Source organism: Gramella sp. MT6 (assembly GCF_019357415.1).
In the GTDB taxonomy this organism is placed as follows: Bacteria; Bacteroidota; Bacteroidia; order Flavobacteriales; family Flavobacteriaceae; genus Christiangramia.
In genome coordinates this window covers 1,819,954-1,838,123 of record NZ_CP048410.1, presented here as the reverse complement: position 1 = coordinate 1,838,123, position 18,170 = coordinate 1,819,954, and the positions used below count along the sequence as shown (strand labels likewise).

14 protein-coding genes and 2 tRNA genes are annotated in these 18,170 nt (G+C 39.5%); 7 read left to right on the top strand and 9 right to left on the bottom strand.

What is annotated here, in order from left to right; translation table 11 throughout:
- Nucleotides 1-43: 43 nt before the first annotated feature.
- The 4 genes from rpsT to proS all read right to left on the bottom strand — a co-directional run bounded on the left by rpsT (nt 44) and on the right by proS (nt 2,092).
- Nucleotides 44-292, bottom strand: a complete 249-nt coding sequence (gene rpsT, locus G3I01_RS08215) for a 30S ribosomal protein S20 (protein ID WP_108172388.1) — start codon at nt 290-292, stop codon at nt 44-46.
- 30 nt (nt 293-322) lie between these two features.
- Nucleotides 323-394 (bottom strand) — tRNA-Glu (locus G3I01_RS08210).
- Between the two features lie 70 nt (nt 395-464).
- Nucleotides 465-536, bottom strand: a tRNA-Glu gene (locus tag G3I01_RS08205).
- A gap of 77 nt (nt 537-613) precedes the next feature.
- Nucleotides 614-2,092 carry a proline--tRNA ligase gene (proS, locus tag G3I01_RS08200; protein WP_219552666.1) on the bottom strand — a complete coding sequence of 493 codons (1,479 nt, stop codon included), beginning with the start codon at nt 2,090-2,092 and terminating at the stop codon, nt 614-616.
- Nucleotides 2,093-2,198: 106 nt separating this feature from the next.
- On the opposite strand from proS, the gene G3I01_RS17110 reads away from it, so the two are divergent.
- Together G3I01_RS17110 and G3I01_RS08190 are read left to right on the top strand one after the other, a co-directional pair.
- Nucleotides 2,199-3,275 (top strand): hypothetical protein, encoded by a 1,077-nt coding sequence (locus G3I01_RS17110; RefSeq protein WP_257710843.1) that lies wholly within the window; start codon nt 2,199-2,201, stop codon nt 3,273-3,275.
- Nucleotides 3,276-3,351: 76 nt separating this feature from the next.
- Entirely contained in the window at nt 3,352-4,845 is a 1,494-nt protein-coding gene (locus tag G3I01_RS08190) for an outer membrane protein transport protein (protein ID WP_219552664.1), read from the top strand.
- Nucleotides 4,846-4,894: 49 nt separating this feature from the next.
- On the opposite strand, the gene G3I01_RS08185 is transcribed toward G3I01_RS08190, so the two are convergent.
- Nucleotides 4,895-6,673 carry a T9SS type B sorting domain-containing protein gene (locus G3I01_RS08185; protein WP_219552662.1) on the bottom strand — a complete coding sequence of 593 codons (1,779 nt, stop codon included), beginning with the start codon at nt 6,671-6,673 and terminating at the stop codon, nt 4,895-4,897.
- 208 nt (nt 6,674-6,881) lie between these two features.
- Between G3I01_RS08185 and folE the strand changes: the two genes are divergently transcribed.
- Genes folE through G3I01_RS08160 form a run of 5 tightly spaced genes read left to right on the top strand, consistent with a single transcriptional unit; the run spans nt 6,882 to nt 10,681 of the window.
- Nucleotides 6,882-7,559, top strand: coding sequence for a GTP cyclohydrolase I FolE (gene folE, locus G3I01_RS08180; protein ID WP_219552660.1), 678 nt, complete (start codon nt 6,882-6,884; stop codon nt 7,557-7,559).
- 22 nt (nt 7,560-7,581) lie between these two features.
- Nucleotides 7,582-9,066, top strand: a complete 1,485-nt coding sequence (gene cysS / locus G3I01_RS08175) for a cysteine--tRNA ligase (protein WP_219552658.1) — start codon at nt 7,582-7,584, stop codon at nt 9,064-9,066.
- A gap of 8 nt (nt 9,067-9,074) precedes the next feature.
- Entirely contained in the window at nt 9,075-9,323 is a 249-nt protein-coding gene (gene yidD, locus G3I01_RS08170) for a membrane protein insertion efficiency factor YidD (RefSeq protein ID WP_219552656.1), read from the top strand.
- A 45-nt stretch (nt 9,324-9,368) separates the two neighbouring features.
- Entirely contained in the window at nt 9,369-10,190 is an 822-nt protein-coding gene (lgt, locus tag G3I01_RS08165) for a prolipoprotein diacylglyceryl transferase (protein WP_219552654.1), read from the top strand.
- On the top strand, nt 10,187-10,681 hold the full coding sequence (locus tag G3I01_RS08160; RefSeq protein ID WP_219552652.1) for a DUF192 domain-containing protein: 495 nt from the start codon (nt 10,187-10,189) through the stop codon (nt 10,679-10,681). The genes lgt and G3I01_RS08160 overlap by 4 nt, the downstream gene beginning before the upstream one ends.
- Before the next feature lie 90 nt (nt 10,682-10,771).
- Here G3I01_RS08160 and secDF read toward each other — a convergent pair whose 3' ends face one another.
- The 4 genes from secDF to gyrB form a co-directional block, all read right to left on the bottom strand.
- A complete protein-coding gene (gene secDF / locus G3I01_RS08155) occupies nt 10,772-13,771 on the bottom strand; it encodes a protein translocase subunit SecDF (RefSeq protein ID WP_219552650.1) in 3,000 nt (999 codons plus the stop codon).
- 169 nt (nt 13,772-13,940) lie between these two features.
- The gene (gene mdh / locus G3I01_RS08150) at nt 13,941-14,867 is read right to left on the bottom strand and encodes a malate dehydrogenase (protein ID WP_219552648.1); all 927 of its coding nucleotides are present in this window, start codon (nt 14,865-14,867) and stop codon (nt 13,941-13,943) included.
- A 94-nt stretch (nt 14,868-14,961) separates the two neighbouring features.
- A complete protein-coding gene (locus G3I01_RS08145) occupies nt 14,962-15,951 on the bottom strand; it encodes a DUF6588 family protein (RefSeq protein ID WP_219552646.1) in 990 nt (329 codons plus the stop codon).
- A 119-nt stretch (nt 15,952-16,070) separates the two neighbouring features.
- The gene (gene gyrB, locus G3I01_RS08140) at nt 16,071-18,011 is read right to left on the bottom strand and encodes a DNA topoisomerase (ATP-hydrolyzing) subunit B (protein WP_219552644.1); all 1,941 of its coding nucleotides are present in this window, start codon (nt 18,009-18,011) and stop codon (nt 16,071-16,073) included.
- Between the last annotated feature and the right edge of the window lie 159 nt (nt 18,012-18,170).

The following is an 18,170-nucleotide window of genomic DNA, read 5'->3' as shown; positions in this document are numbered from 1 at the left end:
GAAGATCGGAAAGCATTCCTTTATAAATTGAACACTGCTAAAATTAAAGTGCTGCGACGTGCTTAGTCAAATTTGACTTTAGGTTAGCAGCTTTATTATCGTGAATGATATTTTTCTTAGCCAATTTATCCACCATAGAAATTACTGCAGGCAACATAGCCTCAGCCTCTTTCTTATCGGCTTCACGCAATTTCTTGATCGCGTTTCTTGTAGTTTTATGCTGGTAGCGATTTCTAAGACGCTTAGTCTCATTGCTACGAATCCTCTTCAACGCTGACTTATGATTTGCCATTACAATTATTATTTAAATGTTTTTTAAAAGTAGTCCGTAGGGGAATCGAACCCCTGTTACCAGGATGAAAACCTGGCGTCCTAACCCCTAGACGAACGGACCAAAAATTATTTCAAAGTGCAACTCAGTTTGTTGCTAAAAACAAACACAATTCTTTCAGTGTTTCTTTTCGTAGTCCGTAGGGGAATCGAACCCCTGTTACCAGGATGAAAACCTGGCGTCCTAACCCCTAGACGAACGGACCATTTTGTTTCAAATGCGGATGCAAAAATACAACTTTTTTGGAATGCCGCAAATGTTCTACAAAATTTTTTAAATTTTTTAATAGGCCTTCGCAAAAAGCACTCTTCCCTCGGACGGTTTTCCGGTAAGAACGCACTCTCCCGCCTCTTCTTTTCTATTGAAAGGAATACACCTTATCGTAGCTTTAGTAAGTTCCTTGATCTTATTCTCTGTCTCTGGAGTACCATCCCAATGGGCAGAAATAAATCCAGCTTTCTCTTTCAGAACTTTTTTAAAATCGTCAAAATCATCAACTTCAGTAATATGAGAATCCCGATAATTTTTTGCCTTCGTATAAAGACTCTCCTGGATCTCAGTCATTAGGGCCTTGATCTTACCTACTACTTCATCATTTTTTACGAATTCTTTAGTAAGTGTATCTCTTCTTGCAAGCTCAACCGTTCCTTTTTCGAGATCTTTTGGTCCTATAGCCAATCTTACCGGTACACCTTGCAATTCATATTGCGCGAACTTCCATCCCGGCTTTTGATTATCATTGTCGTCAAACTTAACCGAAACTCCTACCTCCCTTAGTTCTTTAACCAGCTTATTCGCTGCTTCAGAGATCTGTTCCAATTGCTCTTCACTTCTATAGATAGGTACGATCACAACTTGTATAGGCGCAAGATTTGGAGGCAATACCAATCCATTATCATCACTATGTGTCATAATAAGCGCTCCCATAAGCCTGGTAGAAACTCCCCATGAAGTTGCCCATACATATTCCAGCCCGCCTTCTTTAGTGGCAAATTTCACATCAAAAGCTTTTGCGAAATTCTGCCCCAGGAAATGCGAGGTTCCGGCCTGTAAGGCTTTTCCATCCTGCATAAGAGCTTCGATACAATAGGTTTCCAAAGCTCCTGCAAAACGTTCATTCTCGGTTTTTGCTCCTTTAACTACAGGGATTGCCATGAAATTCTCGGCAAACTCAGCATAAATATCATTCATCAATTCAGTTTCCTGAAGAGCCTCTACTTTAGTAGCATGAGCAGTATGACCTTCCTGCCAAAGAAATTCAGCAGTCCTTAGAAATAATCTTGTTCTCATCTCCCAGCGCACCACATTAGCCCACTGATTCACTTTTATTGGAAGGTCTCTATAAGACTGTATCCAGTTTTTATAGGTATTCCAGATGATCGCTTCAGAAGTTGGTCTAACCACAAGTTCTTCTTCCAACTTGGCTTCCGGATCTACCATTAGTTTACCAGGTCTATCTGGATCATTTTTTAGCCTGTAATGGGTTACCACCGCACATTCTTTCGCAAAACCCTCGGCATTCTTCTCTTCAGCCTCGAATAAATGCTTCGGAACAAAAAGTGGAAAATAGGCGTTTTGATGACCTGTCTCTTTGAACATCCTATCCAATTCAGCCTGCATCTTTTCCCATATTGCATAGCCGTAGGGTTTGATAACCATACAGCCTCTAACCGCTGAATTTTCAGCTAAATCGGCCTTTACAACCAATTCATTATACCATTTTGAATAGTCTTCGCTTCGCTTCGTTAAATTCTTACCCATTTCTTGTTATTTGGCATAAAACTTGTAACTTTTACCATTAGTGTATACTAACCGTTCGGGCAAAACTAACCATTTTTAGGATGCCCAACAATAAAAACAATTACCAATGAAACTTTACTACACCTTACGAAATAAACTGAACCTCTTGTTCGTGCCGGTGGTTCTTTTCGCATTGGCATCCTGTGGTTCTTACCAATATTCGGGATATGAAGCCGATGGTATTTATGGAGAATCTAGACCGGGTATATGGGAACAAGCAGATCCTGAAGCGAATGAAGTAAAGCCAAACAATAATAGCACCTATTATAAGAACCTATTTGCTCAACAATCTCAAATGGTTGGAGAGGTACTGGATAATGAAGTTTTTACAGACGTAGACAGTTATAGTTCTAATGATGGATATGAAAATTATTCTGAAGTTGGCGGTGATGTCGCTTATGTAGGCGGAAACGCTCCCTGGGGAGAAGATCCGGATACCTACTCAATTAATATAATTAATACTGGCTTCGGCGGATTCTATTCTCCATGGGGATGGGGATATGGCTACGGCTGGGGACCAGGCTGGGGCGGATTCTATGATCCGTTCTGGGATCCTTTCTACCCTGGATGGGGTCCAGGTTGGGGTCCAGGATGGGCTGCCGGTTGGGGCTACGGAGGTTTTGGATTTGGCATAGGCTATGGATACCCTTACGGATACGGATGGGGTTATGGAGGATTCTACTCCCCTTGGCGCTACAACCATTACCACTATTATAATGATAACGTAGCTTATAACAGAGGAAGAAGAAGTTCTCAAGGCAGCTATAGAGATAGAGACGTTAATAATAGAAGAAGTTCATATTCAAGAAGCATAAGAGATATTAGAACATCTGGTTCTCCAGAACGAACTTCCAGAGTTCAACGAGGAGTTACAGATAATTCCAGAATTTATACCAGAAGCACCAGAAGAACTGAATCTTCAAGAAGTTATGATTCTGGCAGAAGCAGAAGCAGCTCTCCTGTATACCAAAGATCAACGCAAAGCAGTAATAGATCATACCGGTCTTCCCCTACTACTAGGAGTAGCAGTTCAACCAGATCAAGTACCACTAGAAGCTCAAGTAGTTCTAGCAGCAGAGGATCTGGCGCTACAAGGAGTTCAGGTGGATCATCCAGAGGTGGTGGTCGCGGCGGAAGCCGATAATTGAAAATAATCTAAAAATCAAACCTTGCGGGAACCTATCCTGCGAGGTTTTTTTATAACGCAAAGTATTTAAAACATGAAAAGAATTTTATTCTTATTTTTTTTAGCCTCTATCACTTCTTCAATTCAAGCTCAGGATCTAAGAGATGCCTACCGCTATTCAAATAATGAATTATCAGGTACCGCGAGATTTATGGGAATGAGCGGAGCTTTTGGTGCCCTTGGAGGTGATATTTCTGCCATGTCCCTAAACCCTGCTTCTTCAGCTGTCTTTTTATCAAGCAGTGCCTCGATAACCTTCGGCTATAGAAGCCTGGAAAACAATATTCAATTCAATGATGGAAGAAGCAGCAGCGAGGAAGATAATTTTGACCTGACCAATGCAGGGGGAGTTTTTGTTTTTAGAGATAACGAAGAAAGCGACTGGCGAAAATTTTCGATAGGACTAAATTACACTACAGAATCAAATTATGATGAAAACTATTCGGTCCGCGGAAATTCCTCTAACTCTCTAGATCAGTATTTTTTGGATTATGCAGACGGAATTCCCTTAGAACTATTGCAGCTTCAGGACGACGAAAGCATTTCCAGCCTTTATTCCTTCCTTGGAGAGAATTATGGTTTTGCAGCTCAGCAAGCATTCCTTGGCTACCAGGGTTATGTAATTGAAGCAGAAGTTGATGATCCTGATAATACAGAATATTATTCACTAATTGGGCCAGGGAATTTTGACCAGCGATATCGATATGCTGCAACCGGCATTAACGGGAAGCTTACGTTTAATGCTGCTACTCAGTACAAAGATTTCCTATATTTAGGCCTGAACCTTAATTCTCACTTTATTAATTATGAGAATTCAACTGAATTCACTGAATTCAACAACAATACCGGAAGCGAAACTACCGAGGTGTATTTTGGAAACAGCCTTTTTACCAATGGAGACGGTTTTTCCTTCCAATTAGGAGGTATCGCAAAACTTAGCGATAACATAAGACTAGGACTAACATACGACTCCCCTACCTGGTATACCTTCAGAGAAGAAACGAGACAATACCTGGATTCTAACAATTCATTTGATGAATTCGTGAGCGTATCTCCACAGGTCTTAAATGTTTATCCTGAATATCAACTTAAACTACCTTCTAAATTCAATGGTAGTTTTGCTTATTTATTCGGAAAATCTGGGCTGATAAGTTTTGATTACAGCTGGAAAGATTATTCTAACATGAAATATAGTTCAGATTACGATATCTCTTATGTAGACCTGAATAATAGCATCAATGATGATATGCAGGCAGCATCTACTTACAGAATTGGTGGGGAATACCGTATTTCAAATTTTAGCCTTAGAGCCGGTTACAGGTTTGAAGAAAGCCCATTTAAAGATGAGAATAATGTTGGAGATCTAACTGGATATACCGGTGGTTTAGGATACAGCTTTGGAAACCTGAATATTGACCTTGCTTATAGTTATGCTAATTTTAAAGACAGCAGCACAAGTTTTATTAACACAAGTACTATAGATCGTGACCTATCAAAATTTGTCGTTTCCTTAACCTTCGGACTGTAATTTAATATTTGAATATAAATGAAAAAGCGCCTGAAACAGGCGCTTTTTTTTATCTCATCAAGGTGAAGTTAGACATATATTCCTGGTATTCTCCTGTCTTTTCATCTACGAATTCAACCCTGAACCAGTAATCATCTGCAGGGAGATCATCGCCATTATAGGTTCCGTCCCAACCTTTATTTGTTGGATTTAAACGGGTGATCAATTTACCATACCTATCAAAAACGTATAGTTTTTTAATGCTGATATTACGATCTGTAATTAAATTCCAATGGTCATTATATCCATCTGAATTTGGTGTGAAAAACCGCGGATAACCAACAAGGAAAAAACTTTCGCTGGTTGCCGCTCCGCAACCGTTAAGATCTCTAACACTTACCGTATGGCTACCAGGAGTAACTCCATTAAATACATTACTATCCTGCCAGGAGCCATTATCAAGCCTATACACCAAAATTGCAAATTCCTTGCCTGTAAAATCATCTGTACTTGCTTCCACATTATAACCATCTCCAAAATCTGATCCAGATATATCCACCTGAACGGTCTCAGGCCCAGTGACAGCAGCAACATTAGTGACAAATTCTAATTCACAACCCGATTCGGGATTGGAAATAGTTACACTGACCTGAGGATTCGAAGGTAACTCGTTAAGTTCTATAATTGCATTTGTGCTAATTATCTCCACTCCATCTCTCCATTCATAAAAATAACCATCACCCAGATCTTCCCCCAGGCTAACCGGGTTTTGAACATTCATATTACCATCCACACAAAATATAGTGTTTTCAGAAAGTTCAAATTCAGGAAAATCAAAGGTCTTTAGCTCAAAGTTCACTGCTTCAGATCTACAACCACTTTCTGTGTCTATTACTTCAGCATAAATTATTTTCCCCTCTTCAAATGGAAAAGCTGAAGCATCAGGAATTCTACTTCCGGCATCGACATCTTCCTGTGAAGCATAAAAGAAAACTTCATAATTCATTTCGCTGTTATCGTTGGGAGCTAGCAGGTCGGTTGAAATTTCATTAAGATCAACAAATTCAGCATCTTCTGTACAAACAGGAAAATTAGAAACCTCACCAATTGCAGGACTATCATAAAAAGTAACCGTTACATCATCTTCTTCGGTCTTATTTTCAATTTCGTCGGTAACTATAAGTTTATAATTTCCGGAAGTATTAACCGTAAGAGTTGAGCCATCCTCACCCGGAATTAGATCATACTGGGATGTTGTTTCATTAAAAACAAACCACTCATATTTACTGGCTTCCTCAGTAGTACCATCGATAGTATACTCGTTATCATCACAAACGGAAACCTGGTCGCCCAGATCCAGATCTAGAATAGAGCAATCTGTGGAACCCTGACTACTGGTTTGCTCGAGACTGATATAACCCGGTAAGGTTCGGAAATTTGTAATTACAACGACATAGATCTCATTGGTCTGAGCATTGGGAATACTCATATTCTCGGTCGCATCGTCCAGGTAACTACAATCAACAATTTTATCCGCATTTAGAGAGTTGCCGTCACAATAATCATCCCCACGCTCAAAGGGACCCCATACAACAAAGTCTACATCCAGAGGCGCTCCGGAACCATCTCGGTTTTCAGATTGAGAAATTCTGAAATTTAGGTTCCCAGGATCTTCAATTTGCAGAAAGAACCAGGCAGGATAAGGTTGTTTTAGCAGGCAGCCGTAATCTGGCCCCAACTCTCCATTTATCTGAGTACTATTGGTCTCATTAGAGTTAGGAAAAGTCAATCGTTGATCACCGGCACAAAAAGGCTCGATATCTGAACACAGAGAACCTTGAGCACTCACCGAATAACTGGTTAAAAGCCCGAATAACAGAATCAATATAATCTTAAAAGTGGTTCTCATTCCCGTCATCACCATAACCAACGCAAAATATAAAATATAAAGCAGACAATGTCTTCAGGCTTATTGATTTTTGAATACTGCTAAAAGCTTATAAATATGTATCTTTGCAAGCCAATACGGTTTTAACCGACTATTATTGCAAAAAAGCATGAAAATAGACAAAATATTGAACGAAATTGAAGAGATGGGCGATGCCCATGCGAGCAGTAGTGCAAATACTCCTCTAAGAGAGGATGCTTTTGAAAAAACTGATCAGGAGAAGGTTGATCTTATAAAAGAGGATGTGAAAAACATTCTAGACACCCTGGGTCTTGATCTTACTGATGACAGTTTAAAAGGAACTCCCTTAAGAGTTGCCAAGATGTTCGTGAATGAGATCTTCGCAGGACTTCATCCTAAAAGAAAGCCGAAAGCTTCTACTTTTGAGAACAAATATAAATATGGCGAAATGCTGGTAGAAAAGAACATCACTGTATATTCTACCTGCGAGCACCACTTATTGCCTATCGTGGGAAGAGCTCATGTCGCCTATATTTCAAATGGGACGGTAGTAGGTCTTTCAAAAATGAACCGTATCGTGGATTACTTCGCAAAAAGACCACAGGTTCAGGAAAGAATGACCATGCAAATTGTTCATGAACTTCAAAACGTTCTGGGAACTCTCGATGTTGCCTGTGTCATTGACGCAAAACACCTTTGCGTTAACAGTAGAGGAATTCGCGATATCGAAAGCAGCACCGTTACCAGTGAATTTGGCGGAGCTTTCAAAAAGAAAGAAGTTAGAAGAGAATTTCTGGATTATATTAAATTAGACACATCGTTCTAATAAATCATAAACAACTTATTACATGGCGCTTTACCAGGAACAAAGCCTGATACTTTATAATTCCATGAGCGGTGAAAAAGAAGTTTTCACCCCGATCAACGAAGGAAATGTAGGGATGTACGTTTGCGGACCTACCGTATACAGCAATGTACATTTAGGTAATTGCCGAACTTTTATATCATTTGATCTGGTATTTAGATACCTTAAGCATCTTGGATATAAAGTGCGTTATGTTAGAAATATAACCGATGCCGGGCACCTGGAAAATGATGCCGACAGCGGAGAGGACAGAATTTCTAAAAAAGCCAGGATCGAACAGATCGAGCCCATGGAAGTTGTTCAAAAATATACGGTTGATTTCCATAATATTTTACAGAAATTCAACAATCTACCTCCAAGCATCGAACCTACTGCTACCGGGCATATAGTTGAACAGATAGAGATCATCAAGACCATCCTTGAAAATGGTTTTGCTTATGAAGCGAATGGATCAGTCTATTTTGATGTTTTAAAGTTCAATAAAGAGCATTCTTACGGTAGATTAAGTGGTAGAGCGATCGAAGATATGATCGCGAACACGAGAGAACTGCAGGCACAAAGCGATAAGAAAAATCCACAGGATTTTGCACTCTGGAAAAAAGCAGAGCCGCAGCATATCATGAGATGGCCTTCTCCATGGAGCGACGGATTCCCCGGCTGGCATCTTGAATGTACCGTAATGAGCACAAAATACCTGGGAGAAGAATTTGATATTCATGGCGGCGGAATGGACCTTAAGTTCCCACACCATGAATGTGAAATAGCTCAGGGAGAAGCGGCTACCGGAAAGTCTCCTGTTAATTACTGGCTGCACGCCAATATGCTTACTTTAAACGGTAAGAAAATGGCAAAAAGTACAGGTAATTTCATTCTTCCTGAACAGATATTCACCGGAAATAATGATGTGCTAACCAAAGCATTTTCGCCAAACGTTGTGAGATTCTTTATCCTGCAAGCACATTACCGAAGCATACTAGATTTTTCAAGCGAAGCCTTACTTGGAAGCGAAAAAGGCTTTAACCGACTTATGGAGGCTTATTATTCGGTTGAAGATCTTCCTGTTTCAGATAACACCAGTTTTGATCTCGCAGGATGGAAACAGTCATGCTACGACGCCATGAATGATGACTTTAATAGTCCTATTGTCATAGCTAAACTTTTTGATGCCGTTAAAACCATCAATAGTATTAAAGATGGTTCTGTTACAATTACCGAAGCAGACAGGGGTGAATTAAAATCTACTATGAGCAATTTCATGTTTGATATCCTTGGATTATTGGACGGTGTATCAGAAAATGAAAATGGACAGGAAAAGCTAACAGGAACTATTGAATTATTGATCAAGTTAAGAGCTGAAGCCAGAAGCAATAAGAATTTTGCTTTAAGCGACCAGATTAGGGATCAATTAGAGGAGATAGGTATACAACTAAAGGACGGGAAAGAAGGCACATCCTTCTCTGTAAAATAGATTTTATTATGCTGAACCGATGGTTAAGTAAAATATTGACCGCAATTGTTCAGTTCTACAAGAAATTTATTTCTCCGCTTACTCCTGCTTCCTGTAGATACCAACCCACTTGCTCCAGTTACATGCTGGAAGCCATAGAATTACACGGACCAATTAAAGGCTTCTGGCTGGGACTAAAACGCATAGGCAGATGCCACCCCTGGGGAGGATCCGGCTACGATCCCGTTCCCGGAAAATCCAGGAGCAAAACGAGCTAAAGAAAAGGCAAATATGTATATTTACGCCTAATCAAAAATATTAGTATGCTGCTTAATGCCATTCGCTGGAATCCCTCTGAAGGATTAGATCTAGGATTTTTCACTCTTCACTATTACAGCTTAATGTTTTTAATCGCCTTCACCCTGGGCTGGTATATCATGAAGGCTATTTATACAAGGGAAAATATTTCTGTCGAAAAATTAGATTCCTTATTTATATATACGGTACTCGCTACTTTGATTGGAGCCAGGCTTGGACATGTTATTTTTTACGATTGGGAGTATTTTCAAAATCACCTTTTAGAAATTTTCCTTCCGGTACGCTTTGAACCAGAATTTGAATTCACCGGCTTTAGAGGTCTTGCTAGTCATGGTGCCGCCATAGGTATTATTATTGCCATGTACCTTTACTCAAAAAGGATCATTGAAAAACCGGTGCTTTGGATCTTGGACAGGATCGTGATCCCGGTAGCGAGTGGAGCTATATTCGTTAGAATTGGAAATTTCATCAATTCAGAGATCATTGGTAAACCTACAAATTCAGATTACGGTATTATATTCGAAAAATTAGGCGAGGACTTCGCAAGACACCCTGCTCAATTATACGAATCGGCCTGTTACCTGGTCATATTTATCATTTTATGGTATCTGTACTGGAAAACGGAAAAACGGTTTAAAACAGGTTACTTATTTGGCCTGTTCCTTGTATTACTTTGGACAGTTAGATTCTTTATTGAATTTATTAAAGAACCACAGGTAGGTGAACGTGCTAACTGGCTGCTAAATACTGGCCAATGGCTAAGTATTCCTTTTGTTATCGCCGGTCTATACTTCATGTACCGTCCTGTTAAAAGAAAAACAGTATGAAAAAACGAATTTTAAGTCTGGCAGGCCTTAGTCTGTTCATAAGCCTTTCTTTCACTTCTTGCGAAGAGGATAAAAAGGAAGAGGTTATAGAAACCGAACCTATCACTTTCACCAAGGAAGGTGAATTATACATGATCAAAGCTTCGGGAGATACGCTCAAAAAACTGGATATAGAACTGGCTGAATCTGATTACGAACATCAGACAGGCCTTATGTATCGAGAGAATATGGAAGATGACCAAGGCATGCTTTTTATTTACGATTCTGAGAGAGTTAGAAGCTTTTATATGAAGAACACCTACATACCTTTAGATATTATTTATTACGCTGCAGACAGCACTTTGGTGAGTATTCAGAAGAATGCTACACCAAGAGATGAAACTTCCTTACCTTCAGAAGGACCTGCACAATTTGTCCTTGAGATCAATGGAGGACTTTCAGATCAATGGGGTGTTGAGCAAGGCGATAAAATAAGCTTCAAAAGAGATTAAAAATTCATCTTTTAATTCCTGAATAAGCGTAAAACAAAAAAAAGGCTTTCCAGTTTGGAAAGCCTTTTTTTTGTTTTATATATCTACAGCTTACGCCGTAGCAGCCTCTTCTGTCTTAGGCTTTTCTTTCTTTTGGATAGAAGACTTCTTCTTCACGCTATCGAACATTATCGGAGTTGCAATGAACAATGAAGAGTAAGTACCTACGATCACACCCACTATAAGAGCGAACATAAATCCTCTGATACTTTCACCTCCAAATATGAAGATAGCAAGTAATACTACTAAAGTAGTAAGCGAGGTGTTCAAGGTTCTACTGATCGTACTATTAAGAGCTGAGTTTACTGTCTTATTAAGAGCCCAGCTAGAATGCTCGTTTACGTATTCTCTAATCCTGTCAAATACAACCACGGTATCATTCAGCGAGTAACCAATTACAGTAAGGATCGCCGCGATGAAAGCCTGGTCTATTTCCATATTGAATGGCATCACTTTGTATAGTAATGAGAAAATACCCAATACCACCAAAACATCATGGAATACAGCAGTTACCGCTCCTAAACTAAATTGCCATTTACGGAAACGTAGAAGGATATAAAGGAATACTACGATAAGTGAACCTAATACAGCCCAGAAAGAAGCATTCTTAATATCATCTGCGATGGTAGCTCCAACTTTCATTGATTTCATTACACCAACCTGTTTATCGTCTGCTCCGTCCGTAAATTCTTCGTAAGTTAAATCTGCCGGAAGGTAAGCACCTAGAGCTTCAAAAAGTGATCTTTGAATTTCTTCATCCACTTCAGCACCTTCTTGGTCCACCTTATATTTTGTGGTGATTTTTAACTGGTTGTTTGGACCAAAAGTTTTTGCTTCAGCACTACCAAAAGTAGCGACTAGGTCATTCTGAACTTCAGTAGGGCTTACATCATCGGCAAATCTTACCGTATATGTTCTACCTCCTACAAAATCTACACCTTCGTTCAGACCCTGTGTAATTAACGATCCAATACTAATTACAATAAATAATCCTGAAATTATATATGCAACTTTTCTCTTCTTAAGGAAGTCTATGTTCATGTTAGTGAACAGGTTCTTGGTAAGAGAAGTAGAGAAATCAAGGGATTTTCCTTTTTTACCATATCCGTCAATGAACAGTCTTGTTATGAAAATAGCTGTAAATAAAGAAGTAGCAATACCAATTAATAAGGTAGTTGCGAATCCTTTAATAGGACCTGTTCCAAGAAGGAATAAGATAAGACCTGTAAGACCAGTTGTGATATTCGCATCAAGAATAGACGACAATGCATTATTAAAACCATCTTTAATGGCGTCGCGCTGTAGTTTTCCTTTAGCAAGCTCTTCTTTGATCCTTTCAAAAATAAGTACGTTAGCATCTACAGACATACCAATAGTTAAAACGATACCGGCAATACCAGGAAGCGTTAATACAGCTCCAAGTCCCGCAAGAATACCAAAGATGAATAGGATATTTACTACAAGAGCAACATCTGCAAAAAGACCTGCCTTACCATAATAAAGGATCATCCAAACCAATACAAGGATAAGAGCAATTCCAAATGAATTAATACCGCTGTCTATAGCTTCCTGTCCAAGCGATGGTCCTACAACCTCACTCTGAATAATATCTGCAGAAGCTGGTAATTTACCTGCACGTAGAACGTTCGCTAAATCCTGACCTTCTGTAATTGTAAAGTCTCCTGAGATCTCACTTCTACCTCCAGAAATTGGTCCTGTAGAAACACCTGGTGCAGAATAAACAATATTATCAAGAACGATGGCGATCTGGCTCTGCTCGTTAGAAGCTTTACCAGTCATATCTTCCCAGATCTTAGCTCCGGTTCCATCCATCTGCATGCTTACTGCAATACGACCTAATTGATCGTAAGTTTGCTGAGCATCGGTAATAACACTACCACTCAATGGAGGCTCCATGTTACGATTCCCTTTTAAAGCATAAAGACCTGTTGTTTGAGTATCCTCATCTGCAACTCCCCATACAAATTTTGCATAACGCATATCGCTAGGAAGTAAAGATCTAATTTGAGGATTTTGAAGATAGTCCATCACTTTCGCCGTATCCTGTACTTTGAAAGTTGCGATCACTGGTCCTCCCTGGAATCCTGGAGAAACGATAAGATCAAATAGTGGATTGTTTCCTGTTTCAACTTCAGTACTGTCTGATGAATCTGCTAATAGCTCATCGATCTCATCATCACCTGAAGTAGCAGTAGTATCTGTTTCTTCAGAAACATCTTCCTGAGTTCTCTTCATTTCAGCAAGCCTGTTGTTTGCCTGAACAAGGAAATTTCCTATTTCGTTGTTCTTGTAAACATGCCAGAACTCTAACTGAGCAGTACTCTGCAAAAGGTTTTTAACCCTGCTGATGTCTTTTGCTCCTGGTAATTCAACAAGAATTCTTCCTGAATTTCCAAGACGCTGAATGTTTGGCTGGGTTACTCCAAACTTATCGATACGTTTTCTCAATACTTCGAAAGCTGAAGTAATTGATTCGTCGATCTTTTTTCTGATGATCGGCTCAACTTCTTCATTGCTCATGTTGAAGTTGATCTCGTCACTTAATGTTTTATTTGCAAAAATATCTGGAGATGCAAGTTTTGCATTCGGGATATTGTTGAAAGCTTCGAAGAATAGATCTACATAGTTCTCCTGACTATCAGTCTGTGCTTCATCTGCTTCTGCGATCGCTTTTCTAAAAGCAGGATCTTTTGAATCATTCGCCAATCCGCTTAAGATATCTCTCACGGAAATTTGAAGGATCACATTGATACCTCCTTTAAGGTCAAGCCCTTTGTTAAGCTCTTTGTCTTTTGCGGCATTGTAGCTAATTCCCGCAAATACCTCATCATTACCGATAGAATCCAGGTACCTGGCCTCAGCCTGGTCACGTAGTTCTGAGTAATTCTCTACATCTTCACCAACTTCCTGAACGGCAAACTCCTCAGCATTAGTCTCAACATTATTTGTTATAAACGTAAATGAAAGCTGATAAAGACATACCAGCCCAAACAAAATTGCAAAAACTTTAATCAGTCCTTTATTCTGCATTATTCCTCAAATTATTGATTATTAGGTCTATTTTAAAAACGGACAAATATAGGACTTCAATTATCAAATCCCAATATTTTTTTTTGGATAATTTTAACTTTTAAATCCAACAAAAAAGCCACAAATACTGTGGCTTTCCATGTTATTTTGAATGAATTCTGCTAAAAAATTAAACGTCGAGTAATCCGTTGGTTTTTTTAACACCCTCAGCACTCTCCTTCATTTTTGCTTTTTCAGCATCATCCAATTGTAGTTCCACAATTTTCTCCAAACCATCTTTCCCAAGAATGGCTGGCACACCAATACAAAGGTCTTTAAGACCGTACTCTCCGTCCAGTAAAGCTGAACAAGGAAACATTTTCTTCTGATCACATGCAATCGCCTGTACCAGACCAGACACTGCAGCTCCCGGAGCATACCATGCACTGGTTCCTAAAAGCTTGGTAAGCGTAGCTCCACCAACTTTGGTATCTTCAGAAACCTGATCTAATCTATCTTTAGAAAGAAATGCAGTAACAGGAACAGAATTTCTAGTAGCAAGCCTTGTTAATGGCACCATTCCGGTATCACTATGACCGCCAATCACCATTCCGTCTACGTCTGAAGGAGGACATTCTAGAGCCTCACTAAGTCTGTACTTGAAACGGGCGCTGTCTAAAGCTCCACCCATACCAATGATCTTGTTCTTAGGAAGACCAGTGGTCTTATGAACTAAATAGGTCATGGTATCCATTGGATTACTAACAACGATTAGGGTCACATTTGGAGAATGTTTAATAAGATTTGAAGAAACCTCTTTTACGATCCCCGCGTTGATCCCTATCAATTCTTCTCTGGTCATCCCTGGTTTACGTGGAATCCCACTGGTGATCACCGCGATATCACTATCAGCAGTTTTAGAATAATCGTTAGTACTTCCGGTTATTTTTGTATCGAAGCCATTAAGAGTTGCGGTTTGCATAAGGTCCATTGCTTTACCTTCAGCATAACCTTCTTTTATATCCAGCAACACTACTTCTGAAGCAAAATTTTTGATGGCGACATATTCGGCACAGCTGGCACCAACGGCACCTGCTCCTACTATAGTAACTTTCATGTTAAAATATTATTTGATTTCTATTAATATTGACTGCGAAATTACGAATAATGAGGCAGTAATAATAATAAGGAATGGTTAAATCAAAGAGTCCTTATAATATAAAGTGAAGTCCAAGATTCAAATTCACGAATTTCCCGGCAGTAGCCATTGTTGAAATTTTAAATCTTTCGAAGTATAGATTGAAACCAATATCCCCCTTAAATTGAGCCTCTTTATCATTCAGCCTGGCCAATTCAGAATTTATTTGCGGAAGAGCCACTCCATTTCCTCCGAATTCGTATTCAAAATCTGATTGAGCCACCCCTAACGCGCCGAAAATCTCAAAATTCTCATATCTTTTAGAGGCAAGCACTTCTGCCATCCAAACATTTGCAAAAACGTCAATTAGATCTAGCTGAACAACTTGTTCTACAGAAATTGGGTCGAACTCATATTTTACATCGAAGATATTATAGGCAAGGATTGCAGCTACCTGAAGATTTTCTTCATCATCAAACCTGAAATATTGATTGAAATTGTGCTTAATCCCCACACCATAAGTACTGAACTCTGAACCATCAATTTCCATAGAAGGCAGAGCTCTAACTCCAATTTCCGTACCATATGGTAATCCTACCGAAACCTGCGCGAAAGGATAAATCAAAGCTCCTTTATCGATACCATCTATAGCATCAAAACCGCTTATTGGAATAGTCTGTCCATTAAATTCTACTTCCCCTTCGAACTGAACATCTGTCTCTTTACCAAAGGCAGTAGGCAATATTGCACGATCATCTCCTGTAATAGAAAGGATATTGAAATCATTATTATTAACGGTAAATTCCTTTTTGCTCGTTGGAACGAAAATAGCGTTTCCATGTAAAGACACATCTACCTTCCATTTTTCTAGAGCTCTTGCCGAGGTGAACCAACCAGCTGTTGCCTGGTAAGCAGCACTTTCGGAGGCAGGACTAGCAAAACCATCAGCTAGAAAAAGCATGTCATTTACAAAAAGATCAAGATCTGAATCCCCTTCCTGTGCTGATACAGAAATGGTCATAAAAGGAATTACTAGAAATAAAATATAGGTGAGATTTTTCACGGTGATTTAGGTTTAGGTGGAATAAAAATAGTAAAATTTAGTTTTCGAAATTATCTATATGTAAAAAACCCACACTTAAGAGTTTAGGTGTGGGTCTTTTAATAAATATTTAGTTAAGCTTAAGCATCAATATTAGCATACTTGGCATTCTTTTCGATGAACTCCCGTCGTGGTGGAACCTCATCTCCCATTAACATTGAGAAGATCCTGTCGGCTTCCCCTCCATTGTCAATGTTCACTTTTCTTAGTATTCTGAATTCAGGATCCATAGTAGTATCCCAAAGCTGCTCTGCGTTCATCTCTCCAAGACCTTTATATCTCTGGATCTGAACTCCACCGCTATATTCAGCAGCGATCTCATCACGCTCTTTTTCATTCCACGCATAACGCTTCTTCTGTCCCTTTTTAACAAGGTAAAGTGGCGGTGTTGCGATATAAATGTGACCGTTCTCAATCAACTCCCTCATATATCTAAAGAAGAAAGTCAGGATCAAAGTTTCAATGTGACTACCATCAACGTCGGCATCACACATGATCACAATCTTATGATATCTAAGCTTAGAAAGGTTTAGCGCCTTACTATCCTCTTCGGTACCTATAGTTACCCCAAGGGCAGTATAGATGTTCTTGATCTCTTCGTTATCAAAAACCCTGTGAGACATAGCCTTTTCAACATTTAGGATCTTACCTCTAAGCGGAAGAATCGCCTGGAACTTACGATCTCTACCCTGCTTGGCCGTACCACCCGCCGAGTCTCCCTCGACAAGAAATACTTCACATTGTGCAGGGTCCTGCTCAGAGCAGTCAGATAATTTCCCAGGTAAACCACCAACACTCATGGCAGTTTTTCGCTGAACCATTTCACGGGCTTTTTTCGCGGCATTTCTAGCCTGCGCAGCAAGCATTACTTTTTGAACAATGGTCTTGGCATCATTCGGATTTTCTTCTAAATAATTCTCAAGCATTTCTGAAACAGCCTGAGATACCGCTGAAGTCACCTCACGGTTACCCAGCTTGGTCTTTGTCTGCCCCTCGAACTGAGGCTCAGCAACCTTAACCGAAATTATGGCGGTAAGTCCCTCACGGAAGTCATCACCGGTAATTTCAAATTTTACCTTATCCAGTAATCCGGATGCATCGGCATATTTCTTAAGCGTAGTAGTAAGACCTCTTCTAAACCCGGAAAGGTGAGTTCCACCCTCGTGAGTATTAATGTTATTCACATAAGAATGAAGGTTCTCACTAAAAGAAGTGTTGTAAACCATGGCTACCTCAACAGGAATATCATTCTTCTCACCTTCCATAGAGATCACATCTCCAATGATTGGCTCACGGTTACCGTCTAAAAATTTTATAAATTCCTTCAGACCTTCTTCAGAATGGAAGTCATCATGAACATATTCACCATTATCTTCCTTGTTCCTTTTATCGGTCAGGCTAATTCTTATCCCTTTATTAAGGTAAGCAAGCTCACGCATACGGCTTGCAAGGGTGTCGTAGTTATATTCCAGTGTTTGCTGAAAGATACTTGGATCTGGCTTGAAGGTCACAATGGTACCGCTCAACTCAGTTTCTCCAGTTGGCTTTACAGGATAAAGAGGTTTTCCCAGTTCATATTCCTGTTGCCATATTTTCCCATCTCTATAAACGGTTGCAGTAAGATGCTCAGAAAGTGCATTCACACAACTCACACCAACTCCGTGAAGACCACCGGAAACTTTATAGGAATCTTTATCAAATTTACCACCTGCACCAATTTTAGTCATTACCACCTGTAATGCAGATACGCCTTCTTTTTTATGAAGATCTATAGGAATCCCCCTACCGTTATCTTCAGTAGTAATGGAATTGTCCTCATTGATCGTAACTTTAATATTATCACAGTGTCCCGCAAGCGCCTCATCGATCGAGTTATCAACAACTTCGTATACCAAATGATGCAGTCCTCTAACGCCTGTATCTCCAATATACATTGAAGGTCGCATACGAACATGCTCCATGCCTTCCAGTGCCTGAATACTGTCGGCTGAATAATTATGTTTCTTAGCTTCTTCGCTCATATATATGCTAATTAATTTCGTCTATTTTGGATAACGAACAAATATAACAATTCGCATATTTTTAACAGGTTGAAGCAGCCTTATAACACCTTAAGTTATCAACAAATTATGTGGAAAAACCCGAAGTATTCCGGATCACCGGAACACTTCGGGTTTAAT

Coding starts and splice junctions, on each gene's coding strand:
- rpsT (WP_108172388.1), bottom strand. CDS start 292: ATGGCAAATCATAAGTCAGCGTTGAAGAGGATTCGTAGCAATGAGACT.
- proS (WP_219552666.1), bottom strand. CDS start 2,092: ATGGGTAAGAATTTAACGAAGCGAAGCGAAGACTATTCAAAATGGTAT.
- G3I01_RS17110 (WP_257710843.1), top strand. CDS start 2,199: ATGAAACTTTACTACACCTTACGAAATAAACTGAACCTCTTGTTCGTG.
- G3I01_RS08190 (WP_219552664.1), top strand. CDS start 3,352: ATGAAAAGAATTTTATTCTTATTTTTTTTAGCCTCTATCACTTCTTCA.
- folE (WP_219552660.1), top strand. CDS start 6,882: ATGAAAATAGACAAAATATTGAACGAAATTGAAGAGATGGGCGATGCC.
- cysS (WP_219552658.1), top strand. CDS start 7,582: ATGGCGCTTTACCAGGAACAAAGCCTGATACTTTATAATTCCATGAGC.
- yidD (WP_219552656.1), top strand. CDS start 9,075: ATGCTGAACCGATGGTTAAGTAAAATATTGACCGCAATTGTTCAGTTC.
- lgt (WP_219552654.1), top strand. CDS start 9,369: ATGCTGCTTAATGCCATTCGCTGGAATCCCTCTGAAGGATTAGATCTA.
- G3I01_RS08160 (WP_219552652.1), top strand. CDS start 10,187: ATGAAAAAACGAATTTTAAGTCTGGCAGGCCTTAGTCTGTTCATAAGC.
- secDF (WP_219552650.1), bottom strand. CDS start 13,771: ATGCAGAATAAAGGACTGATTAAAGTTTTTGCAATTTTGTTTGGGCTG.
- mdh (WP_219552648.1), bottom strand. CDS start 14,867: ATGAAAGTTACTATAGTAGGAGCAGGTGCCGTTGGTGCCAGCTGTGCC.
- gyrB (WP_219552644.1), bottom strand. CDS start 18,011: ATGAGCGAAGAAGCTAAGAAACATAATTATTCAGCCGACAGTATTCAG.